General features: G+C 66.0%; 21 protein-coding genes. 15 read left to right on the top strand and 6 right to left on the bottom strand.

Annotated elements, in window-relative coordinates:
- Positions 1-17: 17 nt before the first annotated feature.
- Entirely contained in the window at positions 18-3,152 is a 3,135-nt protein-coding gene (locus ACFQU0_RS07360; protein WP_382199527.1) for a CHASE2 domain-containing protein, read from the bottom strand.
- Positions 3,153-3,606: 454 nt separating this feature from the next.
- Between ACFQU0_RS07360 and ACFQU0_RS07355 the strand changes: the two genes are divergently transcribed.
- The 10 genes from ACFQU0_RS07355 (at position 3,607) to hutG (ending at position 14,381) form a co-directional block, all read left to right on the top strand.
- Positions 3,607-4,563 (top strand): ABC transporter substrate-binding protein, encoded by a 957-nt coding sequence (locus ACFQU0_RS07355; RefSeq protein WP_382199526.1) that lies wholly within the window; start codon positions 3,607-3,609, stop codon positions 4,561-4,563.
- A gap of 5 nt (positions 4,564-4,568) precedes the next feature.
- Entirely contained in the window at positions 4,569-5,405 is an 837-nt protein-coding gene (locus tag ACFQU0_RS07350) for an ABC transporter permease (protein WP_382199525.1), read from the top strand.
- A complete protein-coding gene (locus tag ACFQU0_RS07345; protein ID WP_382199524.1) occupies positions 5,402-6,184 on the top strand; it encodes an ABC transporter ATP-binding protein in 783 nt (260 codons plus the stop codon). Before ACFQU0_RS07350 ends, ACFQU0_RS07345 begins: the two co-directional genes overlap by 4 nt.
- A 9-nt stretch (positions 6,185-6,193) precedes the next feature.
- Positions 6,194-6,988: a histidine utilization repressor gene (hutC, locus tag ACFQU0_RS07340; protein ID WP_382199523.1), complete on the top strand. Its 795-nt coding sequence runs from the start codon at positions 6,194-6,196 to the stop codon at positions 6,986-6,988.
- Between the two features lie 86 nt (positions 6,989-7,074).
- Positions 7,075-8,616 carry a histidine ammonia-lyase gene (gene hutH / locus ACFQU0_RS07335; protein WP_382199522.1) on the top strand — a complete coding sequence of 514 codons (1,542 nt, stop codon included), beginning with the start codon at positions 7,075-7,077 and terminating at the stop codon, positions 8,614-8,616.
- 27 nt (positions 8,617-8,643) lie between these two features.
- Positions 8,644-10,341 carry a urocanate hydratase gene (gene hutU / locus ACFQU0_RS07330; protein ID WP_382199521.1) on the top strand — a complete coding sequence of 566 codons (1,698 nt, stop codon included), beginning with the start codon at positions 8,644-8,646 and terminating at the stop codon, positions 10,339-10,341.
- A 2-nt stretch (positions 10,342-10,343) separates the two neighbouring features.
- Entirely contained in the window at positions 10,344-10,928 is a 585-nt protein-coding gene (locus ACFQU0_RS07325) for a HutD/Ves family protein (protein ID WP_382199520.1), read from the top strand.
- Entirely contained in the window at positions 10,925-12,166 is a 1,242-nt protein-coding gene (gene hutI, locus ACFQU0_RS07320; protein WP_382199519.1) for an imidazolonepropionase, read from the top strand. Before ACFQU0_RS07325 ends, hutI begins: the two co-directional genes overlap by 4 nt.
- Positions 12,163-13,557, top strand: coding sequence for a formimidoylglutamate deiminase (locus ACFQU0_RS07315; RefSeq protein WP_382199518.1), 1,395 nt, complete (start codon positions 12,163-12,165; stop codon positions 13,555-13,557). The genes hutI and ACFQU0_RS07315 overlap by 4 nt, the downstream gene beginning before the upstream one ends.
- A complete protein-coding gene (hutG, locus tag ACFQU0_RS07310; RefSeq protein WP_382199517.1) occupies positions 13,554-14,381 on the top strand; it encodes an N-formylglutamate deformylase in 828 nt (275 codons plus the stop codon). Before ACFQU0_RS07315 ends, hutG begins: the two co-directional genes overlap by 4 nt.
- Before the next feature lie 6 nt (positions 14,382-14,387).
- Here the strand turns inward: hutG and ACFQU0_RS07305 are convergent, their stop codons facing one another.
- Entirely contained in the window at positions 14,388-15,284 is an 897-nt protein-coding gene (locus tag ACFQU0_RS07305) for a LysR substrate-binding domain-containing protein (RefSeq protein WP_382199516.1), read from the bottom strand.
- A gap of 78 nt (positions 15,285-15,362) precedes the next feature.
- On the opposite strand from ACFQU0_RS07305, the gene ACFQU0_RS07300 reads away from it, so the two are divergent.
- The 4 genes from ACFQU0_RS07300 to ACFQU0_RS07285 all read left to right on the top strand — a co-directional run bounded on the left by ACFQU0_RS07300 (position 15,363) and on the right by ACFQU0_RS07285 (position 19,907).
- Positions 15,363-16,574 (top strand): CaiB/BaiF CoA transferase family protein, encoded by a 1,212-nt coding sequence (locus ACFQU0_RS07300; RefSeq protein ID WP_382199515.1) that lies wholly within the window; start codon positions 15,363-15,365, stop codon positions 16,572-16,574.
- 30 nt (positions 16,575-16,604) lie between these two features.
- Positions 16,605-17,747 carry an acyl-CoA dehydrogenase family protein gene (locus tag ACFQU0_RS07295; protein WP_382199514.1) on the top strand — a complete coding sequence of 381 codons (1,143 nt, stop codon included), beginning with the start codon at positions 16,605-16,607 and terminating at the stop codon, positions 17,745-17,747.
- A 133-nt stretch (positions 17,748-17,880) separates the two neighbouring features.
- Positions 17,881-19,158: a C4-dicarboxylate transporter DctA gene (locus tag ACFQU0_RS07290; protein WP_382199513.1), complete on the top strand. Its 1,278-nt coding sequence runs from the start codon at positions 17,881-17,883 to the stop codon at positions 19,156-19,158.
- A gap of 47 nt (positions 19,159-19,205) precedes the next feature.
- Positions 19,206-19,907: a GntR family transcriptional regulator gene (locus ACFQU0_RS07285; protein ID WP_382199512.1), complete on the top strand. Its 702-nt coding sequence runs from the start codon at positions 19,206-19,208 to the stop codon at positions 19,905-19,907.
- An 8-nt stretch (positions 19,908-19,915) separates the two neighbouring features.
- On the opposite strand, the gene ACFQU0_RS07280 is transcribed toward ACFQU0_RS07285, so the two are convergent.
- From ACFQU0_RS07280 to ACFQU0_RS07265, 4 genes are all read right to left on the bottom strand, one after another.
- Positions 19,916-20,671, bottom strand: coding sequence for a 5'-methylthioadenosine/adenosylhomocysteine nucleosidase (locus tag ACFQU0_RS07280; protein WP_382199511.1), 756 nt, complete (start codon positions 20,669-20,671; stop codon positions 19,916-19,918).
- 121 nt (positions 20,672-20,792) lie between these two features.
- Positions 20,793-22,481 (bottom strand): long-chain-fatty-acid--CoA ligase, encoded by a 1,689-nt coding sequence (locus tag ACFQU0_RS07275; protein WP_382199510.1) that lies wholly within the window; start codon positions 22,479-22,481, stop codon positions 20,793-20,795.
- A 195-nt stretch (positions 22,482-22,676) separates the two neighbouring features.
- Positions 22,677-24,095: a Re/Si-specific NAD(P)(+) transhydrogenase subunit beta gene (gene pntB / locus ACFQU0_RS07270; RefSeq protein ID WP_382199509.1), complete on the bottom strand. Its 1,419-nt coding sequence runs from the start codon at positions 24,093-24,095 to the stop codon at positions 22,677-22,679.
- Between the two features lie 16 nt (positions 24,096-24,111).
- Entirely contained in the window at positions 24,112-25,749 is a 1,638-nt protein-coding gene (locus tag ACFQU0_RS07265; RefSeq protein ID WP_382199508.1) for a Re/Si-specific NAD(P)(+) transhydrogenase subunit alpha, read from the bottom strand.
- Positions 25,750-26,093: 344 nt separating this feature from the next.
- Between ACFQU0_RS07265 and ACFQU0_RS07260 the strand changes: the two genes are divergently transcribed.
- Positions 26,094-26,834 (top strand): response regulator transcription factor, encoded by a 741-nt coding sequence (locus ACFQU0_RS07260; RefSeq protein WP_382199507.1) that lies wholly within the window; start codon positions 26,094-26,096, stop codon positions 26,832-26,834.
- Positions 26,835-26,840 lie beyond the last annotated feature (6 nt).

Raw genomic sequence — 26,840 nt, 5'->3', positions numbered from 1 at the left:
GCCGCCGCGCAAAGCCCTCAGCCCACAAACGCGGAAATGTCCACCTCGTCGATCTGCTCAGGCGACAGAAACCGCTCGGCGTAACGCATGTAGATGCCAGAGGTCAGGAACAGATCAAAGATCACCGGATCGATGTGCTGGTCTTTCTTGAAGAAACTCAGGATCTTGATCGACTCCGACAAGGTTTTCGCTTTTTTGTAGGGCCTGTCGCTGGCGGTGAGGGCCTCAAAAATATCGGCGATGGCCATGATGCGCGAAGGCACCGACAGCGCCTTTCCGTCCAGTTTGCGCGGGTAGCCGGTGCCGATCAGGGTTTCGTGGTGGGTGCCCGCGTACTCAGGCACACGCTTCAGGTTTTTGGGCAGGGGCATTTGTTCCAGCATCACAATCGTCTGGATCACGTGTTCGTTGATCTTGAAACGCTCCTCATCGGTCAGGGTGCCGCGCCCGATGCCGAGGTTGTGCAATTCGCCGTGGTTGTAGAGGTGGTCGGGCACCTTGAGCTTGAAACCGTACTTGGCGTCGAGCGCCTTGTTGGGTGGGCGTTCAAACAGGTGGCAGGGTTTGTCGGCCAACAGGTGCTCACACGCCGGCAAGGGCGGCACCGGCATGCTCTCAAAGCGCTTGAGCTCTTCGTGCGACAGGCCCAGGCGGTCATCGAAGTGGCGCAACCAGGTGTGCTCGGCGATGCCGCGCAGGCGCGCGACCTTGTCTGGCGCCATGAACTCGCCACCCAGGTTGCATTCCGCCACAAAGGCGAAGTCGGCCATGAGCTGGGCCTGGCGCGCCTCGAACCGCGCCTGCGCCTCGTCCGCAGGCTCCTGGCGCTCGTGAATCGCTTGCAGCCGTTCGATCTGGGCGTCGCGCAACAGCACTTCGAACCGCGTGCGGATCTCGTGGATGCGGTTGAAGATGGTTTCCAGTTTGGTCGCTTTGTCCACCACATATTCGGGGGTGGTCACCTTGCCACAATCGTGCAGCCAGGCGCCAATGCGGAACTCGCGCCATTCTTCGTCGGTCTTGAACTCGAAATCCGCCAGCGGCCCCTCCTTGACCTCGCAGGCGGCCTTGGCCAGCATCATGGCCAGCTCCGGCACCCGCTCACAATGGCCACCGGTGTAGGGGCTTTTGGTGTCGATGGCGCCGGCGATGATCTTGATCATCGAATCCATCAGCGCCAGCTGCGCCTCCAACAGGTTCTTGTTTTCAATCGCCACCGCAGCCTGCGCCGCCAGCGCTTCCACAAAACCCACGGTCTCCGAGTCGAAGGGAATGGGCTCGCCGGTGGCGGTGTCGAGGCAGTTGAGCAGCTGCATCACGCCCATGACTTGGCCGTCGTCCGCACGCAAAGGCACATTGAGCATGGACACGACCTGCAGGCCCGACGCCTCGCTGAAGCGGCGGGTGCCGGAGAGGTCCAACGCGGTGTAGGTGCGCACGTCATCGATCACCACACTTTTGCCGGTCAAGGCCACATGGGTGGCCACGTAGCTGTGGCACGGCTCGCCCGTCAACGGGTCGTGCAAGGGCAGCTCATGCATTGGCAACGGGTCGGTTTGGGTGCGCAGGCCAAACGCCAGGGTGTCGCGGTCGCTCACCAAAAACAGGGTCGCCGCCTGGCAACGGGCGATCTCGCGCGCACCCTCCAGGGTGCGCCGCAGCAGCAGTTCGCGCGTCTGGGCCCGCCCCAGGGCGATGCCGTTGTCCACCAGCCGCGCCAGTTTGGCACGCGCCTCACCCAGGCCTTTGGTCATGGCGCTGCCGATCAGCAAAACCACCACCAGCGCGAGTCCGACCGCCAGGTTGGCGGCATCGAACAAAAGGCCTGCCCCGACAAACAGCACAAACCCCAAGACCAACAACACGGCGGCGGCGCCGATGGCATAACCAAACGCCACCTGTGGACGGCTTTTGATCACCGAAGCCAAGCGGGTGTTGGGACGGGGCACCAGCCAGATCAGCCCCCCCCCGAGCAAGACCAGCAAGCCGGTCTCCATCCAGGCAAACCACCAGGGGCGGACCAGGAACACACCGTCAAACAGCGCCTCGACGGCCTGCGCCTGGATTTCGATGCCGGGGACCGGCTCGCCCAAAGGCGTCACATGCACATCGCTCAGGCCAAAACCGGTCAACCCGATGAGCACCAGTTTGTGCCTGAACAGGGCGGGGTCTGCCTGACCGCGCAACACATCCACCGCCGACACGTTGCGCGCCAACCCCGCCGCCTGAGAGGCGTAATGCAGGTAGAAGTCGCCCCCGGGTTGGGTCGGCGCCTGCAGATCGGCCACCTGCACCGACGACACCCCTCGGGGACCGGTGTCCACCGTGATCAGGGGCGAACCGGACGCCACGCGGAACATCTCCATGGCCAGCCCGGGCACCAGCTGGTCGCCCACGTAAGCCACCAGCGGCAAGCGGCGCAGGCCCGCACCGTGGGCGTCCACACTGAGCAGGGCTTGACCACGGCTGGCCGCCTGCAACATCGGCAGGCTGGCGAGCACGTGCGGAAAGTGGCGCAGGTGGCTGCGCGGATCGCCCCCCACGGTGCGCATGGGCACGGCACGCAAGTTGGCCACGGTGGCACCGGAGGGAAACTCGAACCCGGCCGCCACCAGCACCGAAGGTGCCTGCGCCAGGGCCTGGGCCAGCACCGCGTCGCTGCTGGGCAAGGCACGCAACGCCTCGCGCAGCGCCAGGCGATCGGGTGGCACGCGATCGGCCAGCCGATCGGGCGAGTTCTGGTCCGCTTCGGGCATGTAGACGCCCAGGCCGATGGCGGCCGCCTCTTGCTCGTTGACCGCACGCACGAGGTCGGCCATGCGGTCGCGCGGCCAAGGCCATTGGCCGAGCGCGCTCAGGCTTTTTTCATCGATGGCCACCACGGTGACGGGCTGGCTCTGGGGTTGGCGCGGCGCCACCTTCTGGTAGGCGTCGAACACCGCATCGCGCAAACTGTTTTGGGGGTGCGCCGCAACATCCAGCGCCACACGCAAACCATCAGGCAGGGGCGCACGCGCACCGTCTGGCAGCTCCGAGTACAGGCCCAAAACCACCAGACAGGCCAGCACCGCCGAAGCCAGCGGCCGACCACCGCCGCCGCCCAGAATGCGTCGGATCACAAGCACCACGGCTCGCCCGCCGAATGTCTGCATATGGGGCACTCCGATAAAGGGAAGCAAACGCTTCGATGACCAGGCGCCTCCATTGTGAGGCCACGTTTACATTTTCAGTGTGGCTCGCCGTGTGCCGCCGAGGTGCGTCTGCTGTGCCATCCGCCCCCCGTTTGCACAGGTCCGTGGGTTGCCGGGCTGAAACGCCCACTTCCGAGAACGTCGCACAGCCTGGCACACAAGCTGCTGTAGGGTTTGACCTTCGCTAACATAGATCTGTCTATACAGCAAGATGGTGCATCTCCGGATGTGCCCCGCACCGGACCGGTGCAGCATTCACCCATCCGGTGCCTGTGGCGCTTGTCTCACTCAGAGCAACGCAACAGGTGGCCGGTTTTGTGTTTGCCCACGCTTGTATAGACAGGTAAACTTGCCCTGCCCAGGGAGCGAAGGTTTCCATGCCGCCCCGGCGGTGTTTTTTTCAAAGGATGTTCTGATGCGCACGTCACTCGTGAAGACCGCGGCCTTGCTGGCCTGCACCGCCGCCCTGTCCACCGCCGCCCAGGCGCAGGAAACCAAAATTGCGCTCGGCATGTCGGGTTGGACCGGTTTTGCCCCGCTGACCCTGGCCGACAAGGCCGGCCTGTTCAAGAAGCACGGCCTGGACGTCGAACTGAAGATGATCCCGCAGAAGGACCGCCACCTGGCCCTGGCCTCCAAGGCCATCCAGTGCGCGGCCACCACGGTGGAAACGCACGTGGCCTGGAACACCAACGGTGTGCCCATCGTGCAGATTTTCCAGCTCGACAAATCCTACGGTGCCGATGGCATCGCGGTGCGCAACGACGTCAAATCGTTTGCCGACCTCAAGGGCAAAACCATCGCGGTCAGCGCGCCCGGCACGGCCCCGTATTTCGGTCTGGCGTGGATGCTGAGCAAAAACGGCATGAGCATGAAAGACGTCAAGACCGTGTCGCTGGAACCGCAGCCGGCCGCACAAGCCTTCGTCACCGGCCAGAACGACGCCGCCATGACCTACGAGCCCTACCTGTCCACCGTGCGCGCCAACCCGCAAGCCGGCAAGATCCTGGCCACCACGCTGGACTACCCCATGGTGATGGACACCGTGGGCTGCGCGCCCGAGTGGCTCAAGGCCAACCCCAAGGCCGCTCAAGGCCTGGCCAACGCCTACTTCGATGCGCTGGAGATGATCAAGGCCGAGCCCGCCAAGGCCAACGAGATCATGGGTGCCGCCGTCAAGCAATCGGGCGAGCAGTTCGCCAAGTCCTCGGCCTACCTGCGCTGGCAAGACAAAGCCGCCAATCAGAAGTTCTTTGCGGGCGAACTGCAGGCCTTCATGAAGGACGCGGCCGCCATCCTGCTCGAAGCCGGTGTCATCCGCAAGATGCCGGACAACTTCGACGCCATGCTTGACACCAGCTTCATCAAGTGAGCACCATGAGCACCACCACCTCCGTGGCGGTGCCACCGCCCGCCCCGGCCGCGCGCCGGCGGCGTGGCCTGGCCCCGCTGGAGCCCGTCAGCGCCTCGTCCAAGTGGATGTTGGGCCTGGGCTTTTTTATCGTCTTCTTCGCCGTCTGGGCCTTTGCCACGCTGGGTGGCTATGTGTCACCCACCTTCCTGGCCAGCCCCATCACCATGGCGCAGGAAGGCTGGTTGCTGTTCACCGAATACAACTTCATCCACGACATCGGCATGACCGTGTGGCGCGTGTTCGGCGGCTTCATCCTGGCCGCCATCGTCGCCGTGCCGCTGGGCATCGCCATGGGCGCACACAAAGGCGTCGAGGCCTTTTTTGAGCCCTTCGTCTCCTTCTGCCGCTACCTGCCGGCTTCGGCCTTCATCCCGCTGCTGATTCTGTGGGCCGGCCTGGGCGAACTGCAAAAGCTGCTGGTCATCTTCATCGGTTCGGTCTTCCAGATTGTGCTGATGGTGGCCGTCACCGTGGGCGCTGCACGCAAGGATTTGGTGGAAGCCGCCTACACCCTGGGCGCCAACAACACCGGCATCGTGCGCCGCGTGCTGATTCCGGGCGCCGCGCCCGAGGTCGCCGAAACCCTGCGCCTGGTGCTGGGCTGGGCCTGGACCTACGTCATCGTGGCCGAGCTGATCGGCTCGTCGTCGGGCATCGGCCACATGATCACCGACAGCCAGGCGCTGCTCAACACCGGCCAGATCATCTTCGGCATCATCGTCATCGGCCTCATTGGCCTGATCTCCGATTTCGCCTTCAAGGCCTTGAACCGCCGCCTGTTTGCCTGGAGTTCGCTGTGAGCACGAAGTTGTCCATTCAAGGCGTCTCGCGCGTCTTCACCAGCCCCAAAGGCGCCAAGACCCAGGCACTCACGCCGGTCGATTTCGAGGTGCGGGAGAACGACTTCGTCACCATCCTCGGCCCGTCGGGCTGTGGCAAGTCCACCATGCTGCGCATCGTGGCCGGCCTCGACCACCCCACCACCGGCCGCGTGCTGCTGGACGGCCAGCCGGTGGACGGCCCGGGCGCCGACCGGGGCATGGTGTTCCAGAGCTACACCCTGTTCCCCTGGCTCACCATCGAGCAGAACATCCGCTTCGGCCTGCGCGAGCGCGGTTTGCCCGAGGCGCAGCAGAAAGAACGCACCGACTACTTCATCGCCAAGGTGGGCTTGCGCGGTTTCGAGCACCATTTTCCCAAGCAGCTCTCGGGCGGCATGCAACAGCGCACGGCGATAGCCCGGGCACTGGCCAACGACCCCAAGATCCTGCTGCTCGACGAGCCCTTTGGCGCGCTGGACAACCAGACCCGCGTGCTGATGCAAGAGCTGCTGCTCGGCATCTGGGAGTCGGCACAGAAGACGGTGCTGTTCGTCACCCACGACATCGACGAGGCCATCTTCATGGCCAACCGCGTGGCGGTGTTCAGCGCCCGGCCGGGCCGCATCAAGACCGAGCTGGCGGTGGACTTTCCGCACCCGCGCCACTACACCATCAAAACCTCGCCCGAGTTCATGGCGCTCAAGGCGCGGCTGACGGAAGAGATCCGCGCCGAGTCGATGGCCGCCGCCGAACACTGACCCGTGGCCATGCCCCGAAGCCCCACCGCTCACCCCGCCCGCGCCAAGCGCCACGCCGCCCCCAACCAGGCGGCTCCGGCCTCATCCGTGGCGCTGTTCCAGCAGGTCAAAGACCACATCTCGCGCAAGATCCAGGACGGCTCGCTGCGCGCGGGTGACCGCCTGCCTTCGGAACACGAGCTGGTGGCGCAGTTCGGCATGTCGCGCATGACGGTCAACCGCGCGCTGCGTGAGTTGGTGGAGCAGGGCCGCATCGTGCGGGTGGCCGGTGTGGGCAGTTTTGTGGCCGAACAGAAGCCGCAGTCCACCCTGCTGCAGATCGCCAACCTGGCGAGCGAGATCCGCGCACGTGGCCACGACTACCGCTGCGAGATGCTGGTGGTGGAACGTGTGGCGGCCACCCTGGACGTGGCCACCGCGCTGGACGTGCGCACGGGCGAATCGGTCTTCCATTCGGTGTGTGTGCACATGGAGGATGGCCTGCCCATCCAGCTGGAAGACCGCTACGTGAACCCCCGTGTGGCGCCGGACTACCTGCAACAAGACTTCAAGCAGCAGCAGCCTTCGGAGTACCTGGTGCGCAACGTGCCTTTCGACGAGATCGAGCACGTTGTGGATGCGGTGCTGCCCACCGCCGAACAGGCGGCCCGCCTGCAAATGGACGCCGCCCAGCCCTGCCTGCTGCTGACGCGCCGCACTTGGACACGCGGTGTGCCCGTGACCCTGGTGCGCTGTTTGCACCCCGCCACGCGCTACCAGCTGGGCAGCCGTTACAAGTCCGACGGCAACCCGGTGAGCACCTGACCCACCACTGATCGGTTTTACACATTTGCCCTCTTGCACGGGCGTCCATTTCGGCTGATACTAACTTGTATATACAGGAGCAAACAATGTCCACTTCCCCGCTCACGCTGACACCCGGCCAGGTGCCCCTGGCGCACTGGCGCGCCATCTACCGTGGTGCCGACTTGCGGCTGGACCCGGCCTGCGCCGAAGCGGTGGCCGCCAGCGCCGCCACGGTGGAGCGCATCGTGGCGCGAGGCGAGCCGGTCTACGGCATCAACACCGGTTTTGGCAAGCTGGCCAGCGTGCGCATCGAAGCGGCCGACCTGGAAACCCTGCAGCGCAACATCGTGCTCTCGCACGCCGCCGGCGTGGGCGAGGCCACACCCCAGCCAGTCACCCGCCTGATGATGGCGCTCAAGCTGGCCAGCCTGGCCCAGGGTGCTTCGGGCATCCGCCCAGCCACGCTGGCCCTGCTCGAAGCCATGCTGGCGCGTGGCGTCATCCCGGTGGTGCCGGCGCAAGGCTCCGTGGGCGCATCGGGCGACCTGGCCCCGCTGTCGCACATGACGGCGGTGATGATCGGCGTGGGCGAGGCCGACACGCCCACGGGCCGCTTGCCCGCCATCCAGGCCCTGGCCAGCGTCGGCCTGGCACCCGCCGTGCTCGGCCCCAAGGAAGGCCTGGCTTTGCTCAACGGCACGCAGTTCTCCACCGCCAACGCGCTGGCCGGCCTGTTCGAAGCCGAGCGCCTGTTCCAGTCGGCGCTGCTGACGGGCGCCCTGGCCACCGACGCCGCCAAGGGCTCGGACGCGCCGTTTGACCCGCGCATCCACACCTTGCGCAAACACAAGGGCCAGATCGCCACCGCCGAAGCTTTGCGCCAGTTGTTGCTGGGCAGCGCCATCCGCGCCTCGCACCTCAAGGGCGACGAGCGCGTGCAAGACCCGTACTGCCTGCGCTGCCAGCCGCAGGTGATGGGCGCCTGCCTGGACGTGTTGCACCACGCTGCATCGTTGCTGGAAACCGAGGCCAATGGCGTGTCGGACAACCCGCTGATCTTCAGTGCCGACAACGGCGGCGAAGCGCTTTCGGGCGGCAACTTCCACGCCGAACCGGTGGCCTTTGCGGCCGACATGATCGCCATGGCCATCTGCGAAATCGGCTCGCTGGCCGAGCGCCGCATCGCCATGCTGGTGGACCCTGCGCTCTCGGGCCTGCCGGCCTTCCTCACGCCCAAACCGGGGCTGAACTCGGGCTTCATGATCCCACAGGTGACGGCCGCTGCCCTGGTGTCGGAAAACAAGCAGCGCGCCTACCCGGCCAGCGTCGACTCCATCCCCACCTCGGCCAACCAGGAAGACCACGTGTCCATGGCCGCCCACGGCGCGCGCCGCCTGGCCCCCATGGCCGAAAACGCCATGGCCGTCATCGCCATCGAGTGGCTGTGTGCCGCCCAGGGCTGCGACTTCCACGCGCCGTTGACGACCAGCGCGCCGCTGGCCGCCGTGCACGCCGCGCTGCGCGCGCAGGTGCCACACCTGAGCGACGACCGCCACATCCAACCCGACATGCAGGCCGCCATCGAGATGGTGCGCAGCGGCGCACTGATCGCTGCCGCCCGCGCCGAACTGCCTGCCATTGCCTGAAAACTTCTCTTCACCCAGGAGCCGACCATGACAACCAACACCGATCCCCGCCTCGACCCCAGCCGCGTGATTCGCGCGCCCCGCGGCAGCACGCTCACCTGCAAGAACTGGATTGCCGAAGCCGCCTACCGCATGATCCAGAACAACCTCGACCCCGAGGTGGCCGAGAACCCGCAGCACCTCGTGGTGTACGGCGGCATTGGTCGCGCTGCGCGCGACTGGGCGTGTTTCGACCAGATCTTGGCCTCGCTGAAAGACCTGAACGACGACGAGTCGCTGCTGGTGCAATCGGGCAAACCGGTGGGCGTGTTCAAAACACACAGCAACGCACCGCGTGTGCTCATCGCCAACTCCAACCTGGTGCCCAAGTGGGCCAACTGGGAACACTTCAATGAGCTGGACCGCAAGGGCCTGTTCATGTACGGCCAGATGACGGCCGGCAGCTGGATTTACATCGGCAGCCAGGGCATCGTGCAGGGCACCTTCGAGACCTTTGTCGAAGCCGGCCGCCAGCACTACAACAACGATCTCTCGGGCAAGTGGATCCTCACCGCCGGCCTGGGTGGCATGGGAGGCGCGCAGCCGCTGGCCGCCACACTGGCCGGCGCGGTGTCGCTCAACATCGAGTGCCAGCAGAGCAGCATCGACTTCCGCCTGCGCACGCGCTATGTGGACAAGCAGGCGCGCGACATCGACCACGCCATCGAGCTGATCAAGGAACACACGGCCAAGAAGGAAGCCATCTCCATCGCCCTGTTGGGCAACGCCGCCGAGGTGTTGCCCGAACTGGTGAAGCGCGCCCAGGCCGGTGGCATCAAGCCCGACCTCGTGACCGACCAGACCTCGGCCCACGACCTCATCAACGGTTACCTGCCGGTGGGCTGGACCGTGGCGCAGTGGAAGGCCGCGCAGCAAGACCCGTCGCAGCACAAGCGCCTGACCGAAGAAGCGGCGAAGGGCTGCGCGCAACACGTGCAGGCCATGCTGGACTTCCAGGCCATGGGCATCCCCACGGTGGACTACGGCAACAACATCCGCCAGGTGGCGTTTGACCAGGGCGTGAAAAACGCCTTCGACTTCCCCGGCTTCGTTCCTGCCTACATCCGCCCGCTGTTCTGCGAGGGCAAAGGCCCGTTCCGCTGGGTGGCGCTGTCGGGCGATCCGGAAGACATCTACAAGACGGACGCCAAGATCAAAGAGCTGTTCCCGAACAACAAACACACCCACCGCTGGCTGGACATGGCGCGCGAGCGCATCGCTTTCCAGGGCCTGCCCGCACGCATCTGCTGGCTGGGCCTGGGCGAGCGCCACTTGGCCGGCCTGGCTTTCAACGAGATGGTGAAAAACGGCGAGCTCAAGGCCCCCATCGTCATCGGCCGCGACCACCTGGACACCGGCTCGGTGGCCAGCCCCAACCGCGAGACCGAGGCCATGAAAGATGGCACCGACGCCGTGAGCGACTGGCCGTTGCTCAACGCCCTGCTCAACACGGCGGGCGGCGCCAGCTGGGTCAGCCTGCACCACGGCGGTGGCGTGGGCATGGGTTACTCGCAGCACTCGGGCATGGTCATCGTGGCCGATGGCACCGACGCTGCCGCCGAGCGCCTGGCGCGCGTGCTGGTCAACGACTGCGGCTCGGGCGTCATGCGCCACGCGGATGCGGGCTACGATCTCGCGATCGAAACCGCGAAAAAACAGGGCCTCAAGTTGCCCATGATCCGCTGAACATGGCCCTCCACCGCTTCGACCGATCCACCCTGCCCGCCACGCCGTGGAAAAACGGTGGCGGCGTCACACGCGAAATCGTGTGCCAGCCGCCAGGCGCGGGCATGGACGCCTTCGACTGGCGGGTGAGCATCGCCCACATCGCCAGCGATGGGCCGTTCTCGGCCTTCGCGGGTGTCGATCGCATCATCACGCTGCTGGAAGGCGCGGGTGTGCGCCTGCACTGCACCGATGGCGCCCCCGACCTCACATTCGACCACGCGCTGAACACCCCGCTGGTGCCCTTTGCCTTCGCGGGCGAGGCGCCGGTGATGGGCACGCTGCTGGACGGCGCCTGCCACGACTTCAACGTGATGACCCGCCGCGCCGCCTGCCGTGCCGGCGTGTGGGTCTGCCGTGGCGACACCACCACCGCAGCGCCAGCCGGCCTGTTGATGGCGGTGCGCGGCACCTGGTCGGCCGGCGAACACACCCTGGCACCGGGCGAGGGCCTGTGGTGGAGCGATGAAGCGCTGACCTGGCCGTTGTCCTGCCCCGAACCCGACGCGGCCCTGCTGGCCGTCGCCATCCACCCCGCGACACCATGACCCCTTTTGCCCAACTGCCCAGCGCCGACGGCGTGTGGACCGATCTGCGACTCGCTCCGGAAGCCCTCGGTGAGGGTTCGACCGCCGTGGACGATGCCGCCATCGTGGTGCAGCACGGGCACATCGTGTGGGTGGGTGAGCGCCGCGCCCTGCCGGCCGCCCACGCACAAGGACCACAACACGCTGGCCACGGTGCCCTGGTCACGCCCGGCCTGATTGACTGCCACACCCACCTGGTCTACGGCGGCCAGCGCGCCAACGAGTTCGCCATGCGCCTGGCCGGCGCCAGCTACGAAGAAGTGGCGCGCGCGGGCGGTGGCATCGTTTCCAGCGTGCGCGCCACACGCGCCGCCAGCGAAGACGAGCTGTTTGCCTTGGCCGCGCCGCGCCTGCAAGCCCTGTTGAACGAGGGCGTGTGCGCGATCGAGATCAAGTCGGGCTACGGCCTGTCGCTCGAACACGAGCGCGCCCAACTGCGCGTGGCACGCCGCCTGGGCGAACACTTTGGCGTGACGGTACGCACCACCTTCCTGGGCGCCCACGCCCTGCCGCCGGAATACGCGGGCCGCAGCCAAGCCTACATCGACACGGTCTGCCACGAGATGATGCCGGCCTTGGCCGCCGAAGGCCTGATTGATGCGGTGGACGTGTTCTGCGAGACCATCGGCTTTTCGCTGGCCGAGACCGAGCAGGTCTTCCGTGCCGCACAACGCTTGAGCCTGCCGGTCAAGCTGCACGCCGAACAACTGTCGGACATGGGTGGCTCGGCACTTGCCGCGCGCTACGGTGCGCTGTCGTGCGACCACATCGAACACCTGAGCGATGCGGGCATTGCCGCCATGAAGCAGGCCGGCACCGTGGCCGTGCTGCTGCCCGGCGCCTACTACTTTTTACGCGACACCCACCTGCCGCCGATTGCCGCGCTGCGCGCCGCTGGCGTGCCCATGGCCGTGTCCACCGACCACAACCCCGGCACCTCGCCCACGCTGAGCCTGCTGCTCATGCTCAACATGGCCTGCACGCTGTTCCGCCTGACCGTGCCCGAAGCCGTGGCCGGCGTCACCCGCCATGCGGCGCGCGCCCTGGGCCTGCAACACAGCCACGGCCAGATCGCCGTGGATCAGCCCGCCAACTTCGTGCTTTGGCCCCTGGGCGAGGTGGCCGAGCTGGCCTACTGGCTGGGCCAACACCCTCAACCCACCGTGGTGCGCCAAGGCCGCATCACATCACACCCATGACCCAAGCTCTTTTCGCCGAACACGCGCTGCTGCCCACCGGCTGGGCGCGCGATGTGCTGCTGCAATGGAATGCCGCCGGCCAGCTCAGCGCGGTCACGCCCAACGCATCCGCGCCCGCAGGCACACAGCGTGCCGCAGGCCCCGTGCTGCCCGGTTTGCCCAACCTGCACTCGCACGCCTTCCAGCGCGCCATGGGCGGCCTCACCGAGTACCGTGGCGCCGCGCAAGACAGCTTCTGGAGTTGGCGCGAGCTGATGTACCGCTTTGCCGGCGCCATCACGCCCGAGCAACTCACCGCCATCGCCACCGGCCTGTACGTGGAGATGCTGGAAGCCGGCTACACCAGCGTGTGCGAGTTCCACTACGTGCACCACGAAGCCGATGGTCGGCCCTACGCCGACGACCGCGAGCTCTCGCTGTGCCTGCTGCGCGCCGCGCAAAACGCCGGCATCGGCCTCACCCTGCTGCCGGTGCTGTACCAAACCAGTGGCTTTGGTGGCACGCCACCCAGCGCCGGCCAACGCCGCTTCATCCGCCGCACCGGCAACATGCTGGCGCTGCTGCAAGCGCTCAAGCCGCTGTGCGACGCCCAAGGCGCACGCCTGGGCCTCGCGCCCCATTCGCTGCGCGCCGTGCCGCCCGAGGCGCTGCGCGAAGCCGTTGACGGTTTGACGGCGCTCGACGCCACCGCCCCCATCCACATCCACATCGCCGAGCAAACCGGCGAAGTGGACGCCTGCCTGGCCTGGAGCGGCCAACGCCCGGTGCAGTGGCTGCTGAACCACGCACCCGTGGACGCGCGCTGGTGCCTGGTGCACGCCACCCACATGGACGCCGACGAATACCGCCGCGCCGCGCAAACTGGCGCCGTGGCCGGCCTGTGCCCCACCACCGAAGCCAACCTGGGCGACGGCATCTTTGACATGGCGCAGTGGCGTGCGGGCCGTGGCCACTGGGGCGTGGGCTCGGACAGCCACGCCACCGTGAACGCCGCCGAAGAACTGCTGATGCTCGAATACAGCCAGCGCCTGGCCACCCGCCAGCGCAACGTGCTGGCGGGCGACCGCCACGCCTATGTGGCCACCGCCATGACACTCGATGCTGTGGCCGGCGGCGCCCAGGCCAGCGGCCGCGCAGTTGCGGGCCTGGCCGTGGGCCAACAAGCCGACCTGGTGGTGCTGGACGCCGAGCACCCCTTGCTGCAAGGCCTGCCCACGGCCGATGCCATGTTGTCGGCCCACGTGTTTGCCAGCCACCGCCAGTCGGCCATCGCCGAGGTGTGGGTGGGTGGGCAGGCACGGGTGTCGGCGGGCCGGCATGCCTTGAACCATTCCGCGCGCGCCGCTTTCAACACCGCGCGCCGCCAACTGCTGGAGGACACCCAAGCATGAGCCCTGCCGTTCGCTTCACCACCACCGAGCCGCCGTTCCGATTCCGCCAGGGCACGCGCCCGCTGCTGATCTCCATGCCGCACGTGGGCACCCATGTGCCGCCCGCGCTGGCCGCGCGCCTGACCGACGAGGCCCAGGGCGTGCCCGACACCGACTGGCACCTGGAGCGCCTGTACGACTTCGCCGACGCGCTGGGCGCCTCGGTGCTGGTGGCCACCCATTCGCGGTATGTGATCGACCTCAACCGCCCGCCCGACGGTGCCAGCCTCTACCCCGGCCAGAGCGTGACCGGGCTGTGCCCGGTGGACACCTTCGACGACACGCCGCTGTACCGCGACCCGGCCGATCATCCGACCGAAGCGGAAATCGCCGCGCGCCGCGACGCCATCTGGCGGCCGTACCACGCGAAGCTCACCGAAGAGCTGGCGCGCCTGAAGGCGCACCACGGTGTGGCGGCGCTGTGGGACGCGCACTCCATCCGCTCGGTGCTGCCGCGCTTTTTTGAAGGCCGCCTGCCCGACCTCAACCTCGGCACCGCCGACGGCGCCAGTTGCGACCCCGCGCTGGCCGCGCAATTGTTGGCCATCGGCCGCGAGGCCACCGGCTACACCGCCGTGCTCAACGGCCGCTTCAAAGGCGGCCACATCACCCGCCAGCACGGCAACCCGGCACAGGGCATCCACGCGGTGCAGCTGGAGATGACACAGGCGTCCTACATGATGGAGCGCCAGCCTTTTGACTATCTACCCGACGTGGCGGCGGGCATCCAGCCCACGGTGCGCCGCATGTTGGACGCCGTGCTGGCGTTTGTGGAGCGCCGCTGACGCCTCTCAGCCTGCCGCCGCCAGGTGCTCACGCGCCACCTGCACAAAGGCTTCTGCGGCCGGGCTGAGCGGCACCGAGGCAGACGCCGCCAGCACCAGCCGCTGCGGCGGCACCTTGCCTGACAGCGGCTTGCAGACCAAGCGCCGGCCGTCGTAGCTGACGTCGCGGCTGGGCCGCGTGGTCAACAGCGACAGCCCATGTCCGTGCGCCACCAGCGCGCGCACCATCTCCAGCGACCCGCTTTCCATCACCACCTGCGGCCGCACCCCGGCATGCGCCAGCAGCGACAGGAAGTACTGCCGGCTGTGCGGCAGGTCGATCAGCACCAGGGGTTCATCGGCCAGGTCGCGCAAGGCCACCGACGCGCGTTTGGCCAGCGCGTGCCCCACCGGCATCAGCACGTAAGGCGCCTGCGCGCCCACCTCGTGCAAGGCCACGGCGCGCTGCAGGCCCATGTCGTACAGCAGGGCCAGGTCCAGGGTGCCACGCTCCAGCCGCGCCAGCAGGGTTTCGGTGTCGCCCTCGCCCAAGCGCAGCTCGACCTGGGGAAACCTTTGACTGAAACGCCGCATGAGGGCTGGCAGGTGCATGGGGGCCAGCGTGGACAGGCCGGCCACACACAGGCTGCCCGCCACGCCCTGCCCAGCGGGTGCGTCCAGCGCCTCCGCCTGCGTCAGCAGGGCTTGCGCCAGGGCGCTGCGGCGCGCGCCTGCCGTGGTCAGCTCCAGCCCTTGCGCGTGGATGCGGTGGAACAGCTTTTCACCCCAGTGGGATTCCAAGGTGGCGATGGCGTGCGAGATGGACGGCTGCGAGACGTGCAGGGCCAAGGCCGCCTGCAAGGTGCTGCCGTGGCGGGCCGCGGCCACGAAGTAGCTGAGTTGACGCAGGGAGACGTGGAGCATGGTTGAATCTGTTTTGTTGATGCAGTGGTTCAAAACTCTGTATTTTCTTTGATGCAGTCATGGGCCTAGCATGGCCGCATGTCTTCTGAACACCCCCTTCCCACCGGCCCGCTCGCGGGCCTGCGCATCGTGGACTTCACCCGCGTGTTGTCCGGCCCCTTCTGCACCGCCTTGTTGGCCGACCTGGGCGCCGAGGTCATCAAGGTGGAGCCACCACAAGGCGACGACTACCGCGCCATCGGCCCCATGCGCAACGGCGAAAGCGCCTTGTTCAATGTGATGAACCGCAACAAACACAGCGTGGTGCTGGACCTCAAATTGCCCGACGCCCAGGCGCTGGCGCGCGAGCTGTGTGCCACGGCCGACGTGGTGGTGGAGAACTTTCGCCCCGGCGTGGCCGACAAGCTGGGGATTGGCTACGCCGCGGTGCGGGCCATCAACCCGCGTGTGGTGTACGCCAGCATTTCGGGCTTCGGCCAAACCGGGCCGGCCGCGCACCGCCCGGCCTACGACATCGTGCTGCAGGCCATGAGCGGGCTGATGGAAGCAACGGGTTCGCCCGACGGCCCGCCCACGCTGGTGGGTGAAGCGGTATCCGACGTGGTGAGCGGGCTGTTTGCCAGCTGGGGCGTGCTGGCCGCGCTGCTGGGGCGCGAGCGCAACGGCCAGGGCACCCATGTGGACGTGGCCATGCTGGACGCGACGCTGGCCTTCACCGCCACCTCGGTGTCGCGTTTTCTGTTCACCGGCCGCAACCCGGTGCGGGTGGGCAACCGTCACCCGCTCTCGGCGCCCTTTGGCGTGTACGCCGCGGCCGATGGCCACTACGTGCTCGCCGTGCTCAACAACAAGCTGTTCGCTCAGTTGTGTGCCGTCATTGGCCAGTCGGCTCTGGCCGCAGATCCGCGTTTTGCCACCGATGAGCTGCGCTCGTTGAACGAACCCGCGTTGCGGGCCGCCATCGAGGCCTGGTCGGATACGTTGACGGTGGATCAGGTCGTCTCGCACCTGGAAGCGGCCGCCGTACCCACCGCGCCCATCTGGAACGTGGAGCAGGCCTTGAACTCACCCCAAAGCCAGCACCGTGGCGTGTTGCAGGCGGTGGACGACCCGCAGCTGCCTGGCCTGCGCCTCCCCACGCAACCGCTGCAGTTCTCGGCCTACGAACGGGCTGCTGTGCAACGCGCCCCCCGCCTGGGCGAACACACCGACGTGACCCTGCAACGTGTGCTGGGCCTGGCCGCTGGCAAGGTGGCCGAGCTGCGCGCGCTGGGCGCCTTCGGGCATTGACGGCATCGATTTGTTTTTTTGGAGCACCCCATGACCCCCCGATTTGGCATCCACCCCGACGACCAGGCTCTGGCCGACGCCATCACCCGTTTTGCCCAGGCCGAGCTGGCCCCTCACGCGCACGAGGTGGATGAATCCGCCTTGTCCACCGTGCGTTACGTGACCGCGCTCGCCGAACTGGGCGTGATGGGCATGAACCTGCCTGAGCGCTGGGGCGGCCCTGGCGCCACGCCCACCGCTCTGGTGCTCTCGCTGGCGGCCATCGCCCAGGCCTGCACCGCGACCGCCTCCATGATTGGCGCGCACTACCTGGCCACCGACTCCCTCCTCATCGGTGGCGACGATGCGCTGCGCGAGCGCTACCTGCCCGACGCAGCAAGTGGCGCCAAGCTGGGTGCTTTTGCGCTGACGGAACCGCGCGCAGGCTCCAACCCCGCCGACATGGCCACGCGCGCGGTGCGCGAGGGGGACCACTACCACCTCAGCGGCACCAAACACTTCATCTCCAATGCGGGCGAGGCCGATTTCATCGTCGTCTATGCCAAGACCGACCCGGCAGCCGGCCACCGGGGCATCAGCGCGTTTGTGGTGGACAAGGGCACACCCGGGCTGCAAATCTCCGCGCCCGAGAAGCTCATGGGCATACGCGGCGGCCATGCCTTTGAGGTGGCGCTGGACTGCCGCGTGCCGGCCACACAACGCCTGGGCGATGAGGGCACGGGCTTTCGCACCGCCATGAAGGTGCTGGACAACAGCCGCATGGACGTGGCGGCCAACTGCCTGGGCCTGGGCGAGGCCGCGCTGGCCGCCGCCGTGGACTGGGCCCGCCAGCGCCAGGTGGGTGGCGAGCCGCTGGCGGCCAAACAAGGCATCCAATGGAAACTGGCCGACATGAAAACCCGGCTGGAGGCGGCCTGGCTGCTGACGCTGCAGGCCTGCGCCAAGCGGCAGGCGGGGGTGCCGTACTCGATGGAGTCGTCGATGTGCAAGCTCTACGCCTCCGAGGCGGCCGCTTTCATCACAGACGAAGCGTTGCAAATCCACGGCGGCTATGGCTTCACTCGCGAGCTGCCGCTGGAGCGCTACGTGCGCGACGCCCGCATCATGCGCATCTACGAGGGGTCGTCCGAGATTCAGCGCACGGTGATTGCACGTGGGGTCCTGCAGCACTGAACCCACAGAGCCTGTTCCCGCAGCCGACCAGCGGTGGGCCGCACCTAGGGAAAGCCCTTAACAATCAGCGCACTTTCTTGCCTACATTCTTGCATACAAGCTTTGTATGTCTGAAATGGAGAAAGGTGCTGTCATGCCGAAGTTTTTCAAGTCCTTGTTTGGGCAGGTCCTGCTGGCCCTGCTGCTGGGTGTCGCCCTGGGTTTTGCCGTGCCCGAGTTCGCGGTCAAGCTCAAACCCCTGGGCGACAGCTTCATCAAGCTCATCAAGATGATCATCCCGGTGCTGGTCTTCTGCGTGGTGGTGCATGGCATCGCCGGCGCGGGCGACCTCAAGCGCGTCGGGCGCGTCGGCGTGAAGGCGCTGATCTACTTTGAGGTGGTCACCACCATCGCCCTGCTGCTGGGCCTGGTGCTGGCCTTCTGGTTCCAGCCCGGTGTGGGCATGAACGTGGACCCCAACGCGCTGGACGCCAAGGCCATGAGCGCCTACGCCAGCAACGCCGACAAACTCACCAGCGGCGGCACGGTGGAGTTCCTGATGAAGCTCATCCCCACCACCGTGGTGGCTGCCTTTGCCACGGGCGATGTGTTGCAGGTGCTGCTGTTCGCGGTGCTGTTCGGCTGCGCCCTGGCGATGCTGGGCGAGCGTGGCGCACCGGTGGCCAACTTCATCGACACGCTCTCGCACGTGTTGTTCAAGATCATGGGCATCATCATCAAACTGGCGCCCCTGGGCGTGCTGGGTGCCATCGCCTTCACCGTGGGCAAGTACGGCCTGGGCTCACTCAAGCAGCTGGGCATGCTGGTGGTGCTGTTTTACGTGGCGGTGATCTTCTTCGTCTTTGGCATCCTGGGCCTGATCATGCGACTGGCCGGCTTCAGCATCTTCAAGCTGCTGCGCTACCTGCGCGAAGAATTGGCGGTGGTGTTCGCCACCACCTCGTCGGACAGCGTGCTGCCGCAGATCATGGCCAAGCTGCGTGGCATGGGCATCAAAGACTCGACCGTGGGCCTGGTGATCCCCACCGGCTACTCCTTCAACCTCGACGCCTTCTCCATCTACATCACGCTGGCGGCGGTCTTCATTGCGCAGGCCACCAACACGCCCATTTCCATGACCGACCTGATGACCATCCTGGCCATCTCGCTGGTCACCTCCAAGGGCGCGCACGGCGTGCCGGGTTCAGCCATCGTGGTGCTGGCGGCCACGCTGCAGGCCATTCCGGCCATCCCGGCCATCGGCCTGGTGCTGGTGCTGTCTATCGACTGGTTCATGGGCATCGCCCGCGCCCTGGGCAACCTGATCGGCAACTGCGTGGCCACGGTGGTGGTGGCGGCCTGGGAAGGTGACATCGACCGCGACACGGCGCACGCGGTGCTGGATGGCCGCCAACAGCCCGTGCTGGATTGAGGCCCGGTCAAGATGCAGCAAGGCGCTGCGCGTACAGTTCGATGGTCATGACCACCCAGAACGAAATCGCCCAACGCGTTGTTGAATCGATCTTGGCCCAGCAGCTCGCACCGGGTGCGCGGTTGGGCGAACAGGAGTTGGCTGACCTGTTTCAAGTCAGCCGCACCATGGTGCGCGAAGCGTTGATGCAATTGCAGGCCAGGGGTTTTGTGGAGGTGAGGCCTCGCCGTGGGTGGTACGTGGTCGAACCTTCGGTGGCAGAAGCTCGGGACGCCTTTGCCGCGCGGCGCATCGTGGAGTCGGGCATCCTGAGCCAGCCGGATGTGGTGCCGGAGGAAGGCCGTTCGCTCCAATCGGTGGCGCTGGCCCTGCGCCGACACATCGACCAGGAGCGTCAGGCCATACAAGGCACCAATGCCGCCACGCGCGCCTTTTTGCTGGCGGATTTCCACGTGTGCCTGGCCGAAAACCTCGGCCACCGCTTGTTGTGCGATGTGCTGCGCGATCTCACCGCCCGCACCACGCTGGCGGCCACGCTCTACCAGTCCACACACGATGCGCGTCAGTCATGTGACGAACACGCTGCCATCGTCGAGGCGCTGGAGGCCGGCGACCTGCCCTTGGCACGTGCGCGCATGCTGGCCCACATCGGCCACGTGGAAGATGCGTTGAGCGCCGAGGTGCCGGCGCGCGAAGACCGGCTGCGCCAGGCACTGACGCCTGTCTCTGCCGCGCACAAAAAGCGCTGACCCCGTCGTCAGAGCAGGTTGAGCGCCTTGCGGATGATGCGTGCGCTGTAGTGCCGCGCGACCTGCTCCAGAAACCTCGGGAAATCGACATGGGCCTCGTTGTCGGCCCGGTCGGAGATGGTGCGCACCGCCCCAAAGCCGACGCCAAAATCGCGGCACACCTGGGCCACGGCGGCGCTCTCCATGTCCACCGCCAGGGCCTCGGGCAGGGCGGCGCGCAGCGCCTCGCACTCGGTGTTGCTCGACACAAAACGGTCCCCGCTGACGATCAGCCCCTGGTGCACCGAAGGCCGGTGCAAACCGAGGCTGGCCAGCGTGGTCGCATCCAGCAGGTTGGGCAGCCAGGTCACGGCGTCTTCGGCCGCCTCTTTGAGCACCTGGGTGAGCACACCGTCGGCCTGCAGGCGGGTGATGCCTTGGCCCGGCAGCTCAAAACGCGGAAACAGCGGCGACACATCCATGTCGTGTTGCACAAAACCGTTGCCCACCACCACGTCGCCCACCTCCACGCCCAGAGCCAGGCCGCCGGCCACCCCGGTGAAGATCACCTGCTCGGCTTTGAAGTGGTCGATCAACAAGGTGGTGGTGGCCGCCGCCGCCACCTTGCCCATGCCGCTGAGTGTGGCCACCACCTCGTGGCCGTGCAGGTGCCCGCTCCAGAAGGTGCGCCCACCCACGGTGCGCTTGTGTTCGTCGGGCATGAGCGTGAGCACTTCGGCCAGTTCGGCGTGCAGCGCGCTGACGATGGCAATGTGTTGTCCCATGGCGGTGCCTCACAAAAAAACAGCGCCCCGGTGAAAGCCGTGGCGCTGGCATTGTGCGATGGAAGCGCTGAAATGCACAACCGCCACGCGGGCGGTTGTTTGACTCAGCGCAAGCGCAGCATCACTTCTTGTCGCGCAATTCGCGGCGCAGGATCTTGCCCACCGGCGTCTTGGGCAGCTCGGTGCGGAACTCCACCACCTTGGGCTGTTTGTAGCCAGTGAGGTTGGCCTTGCAGAACTCGCGCACCATCTGTTCGGTCAGGGCATCGCTCTTTTTCACAATGACCAGTTTGACGGCCTCGCCCGATTTGTCGTCAGGCACACCCACCACGGCGCATTCGAGCACGCCGTCCATTTTGGCCACCACGTCTTCCACCTCGTTGGGGTAGACGTTGAAACCGCTGACCAGCACCATGTCTTTTTTGCGGTCCACGATTTTGAAATAACCGCGCTCGTCCATCACGCCCACGTCGCCGGTCTTGAAGAAACCGTCGGGTGTCATGACCTTGGCGGTTTCATCGGGGCGTTGCCAGTAGCCGGCCATGACCTGCGGGCCCTTGATCGCGATCTCGCCGGGTTGGCCCATGGGCACGTCGTGGCCTTCGTCGTCGAGACACTTCATGTGGGTGCCGGGAATGGGCACGCCGATGGTGCCGGTGAAGTCGGTGCTGGTGACAGGGTTGCAACTGGCCGAGGGGCTGGTTTCCGACAGGCCATAGCCCTCGCAAATGGGGCAGCCGGTTTTCTCCAGCCACAACTTGGCCACAGCGCCCTGCACCGCCATGCCACCGCCCAGCGAGACCTTGAGGTTCTTCCAGTTGACGGTGCCGAAATCGGGGTGGTTGGCCAGGCCGTTGAACAGCGTGTTGACCGCCGGGAAGCTGTGGAAGGTGTGTTTGGACAGCTCCTTGAGCACGGCCGGGAGATCGCGCGGGTTGGGGATGAGCAGCACCTTGCCGCCGTTGCGCATGCTCAGCATCATGCAGACGGTGAAGGCGAAGATGTGGTACAGGGGCAGGGCGCACACGGTGGTGATCTGCTCGCCCGAAGGCACCTTGGTCATCACCGGGCTGTTCCAGGCTTCGGACTGCAACACGTTGGCGATGACGTTGCGGTGCAGCAGCACCGCGCCTTTGCTCACGCCGGTGGTGCCGCCGGTGTACTGCAGCACAGCCACATCATCGGCTTTGGTCTCGGGCCGCTTGAGCGTGCCACGTGTGCCCTTGGCCACCGCGTCGTTGAAGCGCACCGCCTGGGGCAGGCTGAAGGCCGGCACCATCTTCTTCACGTTGCGCACCACGTAATTGACGATGGCGCCCTTGAGCAAGCCCAGCATGTCGCCCATGGCGCAAAGCACCACGTGTTTCACCGGCGTGGCGGCGATGCACTGCTCCAGTGTGCTGGCAAAGTTCTCGATGATGACAATGGCCTTGGAGCCCGAGTCCTTGAGCTGATGTTCCAGCTCGCGCGGCGTGTAGAGCGGGTTGACATTCACCACCACAAAACCCGCACGCAACACCGCCGCCACCACCACAGGGTATTGCGGCACGTTGGGCATCATGATGGCCACACGATCACCCTTGACCAGGCCCAGGCCCTGCAGGTAGGCACCAAAAGCCACCGACAGGCTGTCGGTCTGCGCGTAGCTGAAGTCCTTGCCCATGAAGTGGTAGGCCGTGCGGCTGGCGTACTTCTGGAAGCTCTCCTCCATCAGCGCCACCAGCGAGCCGTACTGCGCCACATCCACATCAGCAGGCACCCCCTCGGGGTAAGCCGACAGCCAGGGGCGCTCTTGGGTCGAGGAAGGCATGAAGTCTCCGAATCAGTTGATGTGAAAAACAGGCGACACAACCCGTGTTGTGCCAAGCCACTCGCCACATTGTGCCGCGTCAGTCGGACGTCAGGCTTCGTGTTTTTCCCCTACGCCGAACCGATACGCCTGTCTAAAAACGGCACAAAAAAGGAGCCCGAAGGCTCCTGCGTGACCAGAGCGGGCGGAGCCCGGTCAGGTCCGCAACGCCCCCAGCACCTCGTCCAGCATCTTCTTGGCATCGCCAAACAGCATGCGGTTGTTCTCTTTGTAGAACAGCGGGTTGTCCACGCCGGCGTAGCCGCTGGCCATGCTGCGCTTCATCACGATGCTGGTGCGGGCCTTCCACACTTCAAGCACCGGCATGCCGGCGATGGGGCTGGTGGGGTCGTCCTGCGCGGCCGGGTTCACGATGTCGTTGGCGCCAATCACCATGGTCACGTCGGTGTCGGGGAAGTCCTCGTTGATCTCGTCCATTTCCAGCACGATGTCGTAGGGCACCTTGGCCTCGGCCAGCAGAACGTTCATGTGGCCGGGCATGCGACCCGCCACCGGGTGGATGCCGAAGCGCACGTTCACGCCCTTCTCGCGCAGCAGCTTGGTGATTTCGAACACCGTGTGCTGGGCCTGGGCCACGGCCATACCGTAGCCGGGCACGATGACCACGTTTTTGGCTTCGCGCAGCATCTCGGCCGTTTCCACCGCGCTGACCGGTGTCACCTCGCCCTGCGGCTCGGCTGCGGCGCCTGCGGCTGCCTTGGGTGCGGGAGCACCGCCACCGAAGCCCCCGGCGATCACGCTGACGAAGTTGCGGTTCATGGCGCGGCACATGATGTAGCTCAGGATCGCACCCGAAGAGCCCACCAGCGCGCCCACCACGATCAGCAAATCGTTGCTGAGCATGAAGCCGGTGGCCGCCGCCGCCCAGCCCGAGTAGCTGTTGAGCATGGACACCACCACCGGCATGTCGGCGCCGCCGATGGCCATCACCATGTGCATGCCGAACAGCAGCGCGATCACGGTCATCACCAGCAGCGGCATCATGCCGGCCTGGATGTCGTGGGCATGCAGGAATTCGCGACCAAACCAGATGACCACCAGCAGGCCGGCCAGGTTGAGCCAGTGGCGCGCTGGCAGCAGCAGCGGCTTGCCACCGATGCGCCCGCTGAGCTTGCCGAAGGCGATGATGGAGCCCGAGAAGGTGACCGCGCCGATCAGGATGCCGACGTAGATCTCCATCTCATGGATGGCTTTTTCGGCCGGGGTGGCGAACACGGTGGATGTGTCCACATAGCTGGCAAAGCCCACCAGACAGGCCGCCAAGCCCACCAGGCTGTGCATGAGTGCGACCAGCTCGGGCATTTGTGTCATCTGCACCTTTTTGGCAGCGAAGAGACCAATGGCCCCGCCGACGACCAGCGCGCCAACGATGTAGGGAATGCCAGCGGCGGTCACACGCGGACCGAGCACGGTGGCCAGCACGGCGATGGTCATGCCGACCATGCCGAACAGGTTGCCGCGGCGGGCGGTTTCGGGGTTGGACAGGCCGCCCAGGCTGAGGATGAACAGGATGGTGGCGCCGATGTAGGCCATGGTGGCCAGACTGGAGGTCATGGGATCGGTCCTCTTCTTATTTGCGGAACATCGCCAGCATGCGGCGGGTGACGGCAAAGCCGCCGAACATGTTGATCGCGGTGAGCACCAGCGCCAGCACGGCGCAGCCCAGGATCAGTGTGTTGGGCCTGTCGGCGGCACCGGCCGCGTCCAGCGGCGGCGCCACTTGCACCAGGGCCCCAATGGCGATGATGGAGCTGATGGCGTTGGTCACGCTCATCAGCGGCGTGTGCAGCGAAGGTGTGACGTTCCACACCACCATGTAGCCCACGAAGCACGCCAGCACGAAGACCGTGAAGTGCGACAGAAAGGAGGCCGGCGCGTACATGCCCACCAGCGCGAACAACACGGCACCCAAACCAAACACCATGGCCAGGCTCTTGGCCGACATCGGTTCACCGGGGCCATGGCCATGGGCCGGCGCCTTGGGGGCGGCAACTGCGGGCTTGGCCGGCGGCTTGGGGGCGGCAGCAATCGGCGGCGCCGGCCAGGTGATTTCACCGTCTTTGATCACCGTCAGGCCACGGATGGCGTCGTCCGCCATGTTGACGTTGATCACGCCGTCCTTGGTCTTGCACAGTTCTTCGCTAAGGCGGAACAGGTTGGTCGCGTACAGCGTGGACGATTGCAGCGCCATGCGCGAAGCCAGGTCGGTGTAGCCGACGATGGTGACGCCGTGGCGCACCACCGCTTCGCCAGGCACGGTGAGTTCGCAGTTGCCGCCTTGTTCGGCCGCCATGTCCACGATCACACTGCCGGGCTTCATGCTGCGCACCATCTCGGCGGTGATGAGCTTGGGTGCCGGCTTGCCGGGAATGAGCGCGGTGGTGATGATGATGTCCACCTCACGCGCCTGCTTTGCGTACATCTCGCGCTGCGCGGCCTGGAAGCCTTCGCTCATGACCTTGGCGTAGCCGCCACCACCCGAGCCCTCTTCCTCGTAGTCCACCTTCACGAACTCACCGCCCAGCGAGACCACCTGGTCGGCCACCTCGGCGCGGGTGTCGTTGGCGCGCACGATGGCGCCCAGGCTGGCGGCCGCACCGATGGCGGCCAGCCCCGCCACACCGGCACCTGCGATGAACACCTTGGCCGGCGGCACCTTGCCGGCGGCGGTGATCTGGCCATTGAAGAAACGGCCGAACGCGTTGGCCGCCTCGACCACGGCGCGGTAACCACTGACGCCCGCCATCGACGTCAGCGCGTCCATCTTCTGCGCGCGGCTGAGCGTGCGCGGCAACGCATCGATGGCCAGCACCGTCACTTTGCTGGCGGCAAGCTGCTGCATCAGGTCGGGGCTCTGGGCCGGCCAGACAAAGCCGATCAGGGTCTGCCCTGCGTGCATCAGCGCCACCTCGTCAGAGGTCGGCGGGCGGACCTTGAAGACGATGTCGCTGCCGTTCCACAAGTCGGCCGTTGTCGACGCAATGCTGGCACCGGCCGCGCGGTAGTCGTCATCGCTGAGGTTGGCCAGATCACCGGCGCCGCTCTGCACCACCACCTGGAAGCCCAGCTTGATGAGCTTGGCCACCACATCGGGCACGGTGGCCACCCGCTTTTCCCCCGGAAAGATTTCGCGGGGCACACCAATGCGTTGCACGGCGGTGGCGGCCGCGCCGGCTGCGGCTGTCTCTGTGGATGCGCCAGAAGTCATAGAGAGATCCTCAAAACAAAAGGGGAGGCCGATTGAAAGCAACGGGAAGGTCGAGCACCAACAGAAAACCGCCGATCATGCCGGCGGCCTCGCGCTCCACCTTGGTCGATATGCCAATGAGCGTGTGTCTCCTCCAGTTGGAGAGTTGAACCTGAATGCTAACTTACTGGCTCGGCCTCGCTGGTGAGAAGTCAAATCGGCCCGCCAAAGTTCAAAATTGCGCACCATGAATTGACAATTGTTCACCCTGCCCTTTCACACAAAAACAGGTGATATCGTTAAAATTTATGGCACGGCGCGAACAAAATATTCACAATCGCGCACGGTAGGGGAGAGAAAATCACATGCGAGTCGCTGCACTAGACGATGACGTCGACCAATTGGAGTTGACGAAATACACGTTGCAGGCGGTCGGTCACGACTGCCACGTTTTTCAGGATGGAGACAGCCTGTTGCGGGAATTGCGACGGGAGTCTTATGACCTGCTGGTCCTGGACTGGTCCCTGCCCGACATGTCGGGGCCTGAAATTGTCCAATGGATCAGGGACAACCTGACGGAACGCATCCCGATCCTGTTTCTCACCAACCGGCGTGAAGAGCGTGACATCGTCGAGGGGCTGTCCTGTGGCGCCGACGATTTCATGATCAAGCCCATGCGCGTGGGCGAGCTGGTGGCGCGGGTGCAGGCGCTGCTGCGCCGCGTGTACGCCGAGCCCTTGCCCACCGAACAGGTGTGGGGCCGCTACAAATTCATGCCCATCGGCCCCCGGCTGGAAATAGACGGTAAGGCGGTGTTGCTGACCCAGAAGGAATTCGACATCGCCCTGTTCCTGTTCCGCAACAAAGGCCGGCTGCTGTCGCGCCGCCACTTGCTGGAAAGCCTCTGGGGATCGTCCAACCCGCCGGGCACCGAGCTGATGTCGCGCTCGCTGGACACCCACATTTCGCGTATCCGCAGTGTGCTCAACCTGCGGCCAGAAAACGGCTACCGCCTCAGCGCCGTGTACGGCCAAGGCTACCGGCTGGAATCGATAGGGAACGAAGACTATGAAGCCGACGCCCAACTTGCCCAGTCGCAAGCCTGATGCCTG

This window comes from Hydrogenophaga defluvii, from assembly GCF_042665235.1.
In the GTDB taxonomy this organism is placed as follows: Bacteria; Pseudomonadota; Gammaproteobacteria; order Burkholderiales; family Burkholderiaceae_C; genus Hydrogenophaga; species Hydrogenophaga defluvii_A.
The sequence above is the reverse complement of the archived record's forward strand: the minus strand, read 5'-3'. Positions and strand labels throughout refer to the sequence as shown.

Bases quoted from the DNA above. Each gene is read 5' to 3' on its own strand.
- ACFQU0_RS07360 (WP_382199527.1), bottom strand. From the start codon at position 3,152: ATGCAGACATTCGGCGGGCGAGCCGTGGTGCTTGTGATCCGACGCATT.
- ACFQU0_RS07355 (WP_382199526.1), top strand. From the start codon at position 3,607: ATGCGCACGTCACTCGTGAAGACCGCGGCCTTGCTGGCCTGCACCGCC.
- ACFQU0_RS07350 (WP_382199525.1), top strand. From the start codon at position 4,569: ATGAGCACCACCACCTCCGTGGCGGTGCCACCGCCCGCCCCGGCCGCG.
- hutC (WP_382199523.1), top strand. From the start codon at position 6,194: ATGCCCCGAAGCCCCACCGCTCACCCCGCCCGCGCCAAGCGCCACGCC.
- hutH (WP_382199522.1), top strand. From the start codon at position 7,075: ATGTCCACTTCCCCGCTCACGCTGACACCCGGCCAGGTGCCCCTGGCG.
- hutU (WP_382199521.1), top strand. From the start codon at position 8,644: ATGACAACCAACACCGATCCCCGCCTCGACCCCAGCCGCGTGATTCGC.
- ACFQU0_RS07325 (WP_382199520.1), top strand. From the start codon at position 10,344: ATGGCCCTCCACCGCTTCGACCGATCCACCCTGCCCGCCACGCCGTGG.
- hutI (WP_382199519.1), top strand. From the start codon at position 10,925: ATGACCCCTTTTGCCCAACTGCCCAGCGCCGACGGCGTGTGGACCGAT.
- ACFQU0_RS07315 (WP_382199518.1), top strand. From the start codon at position 12,163: ATGACCCAAGCTCTTTTCGCCGAACACGCGCTGCTGCCCACCGGCTGG.
- hutG (WP_382199517.1), top strand. From the start codon at position 13,554: ATGAGCCCTGCCGTTCGCTTCACCACCACCGAGCCGCCGTTCCGATTC.
- ACFQU0_RS07305 (WP_382199516.1), bottom strand. From the start codon at position 15,284: ATGCTCCACGTCTCCCTGCGTCAACTCAGCTACTTCGTGGCCGCGGCC.
- ACFQU0_RS07300 (WP_382199515.1), top strand. From the start codon at position 15,363: ATGTCTTCTGAACACCCCCTTCCCACCGGCCCGCTCGCGGGCCTGCGC.
- ACFQU0_RS07295 (WP_382199514.1), top strand. From the start codon at position 16,605: ATGACCCCCCGATTTGGCATCCACCCCGACGACCAGGCTCTGGCCGAC.
- ACFQU0_RS07290 (WP_382199513.1), top strand. From the start codon at position 17,881: ATGCCGAAGTTTTTCAAGTCCTTGTTTGGGCAGGTCCTGCTGGCCCTG.
- ACFQU0_RS07285 (WP_382199512.1), top strand. From the start codon at position 19,206: ATGACCACCCAGAACGAAATCGCCCAACGCGTTGTTGAATCGATCTTG.
- ACFQU0_RS07280 (WP_382199511.1), bottom strand. From the start codon at position 20,671: ATGGGACAACACATTGCCATCGTCAGCGCGCTGCACGCCGAACTGGCC.
- ACFQU0_RS07275 (WP_382199510.1), bottom strand. From the start codon at position 22,481: ATGCCTTCCTCGACCCAAGAGCGCCCCTGGCTGTCGGCTTACCCCGAG.
- pntB (WP_382199509.1), bottom strand. From the start codon at position 24,095: ATGACCTCCAGTCTGGCCACCATGGCCTACATCGGCGCCACCATCCTG.
- ACFQU0_RS07265 (WP_382199508.1), bottom strand. From the start codon at position 25,749: ATGACTTCTGGCGCATCCACAGAGACAGCCGCAGCCGGCGCGGCCGCC.
- ACFQU0_RS07260 (WP_382199507.1), top strand. From the start codon at position 26,094: ATGCGAGTCGCTGCACTAGACGATGACGTCGACCAATTGGAGTTGACG.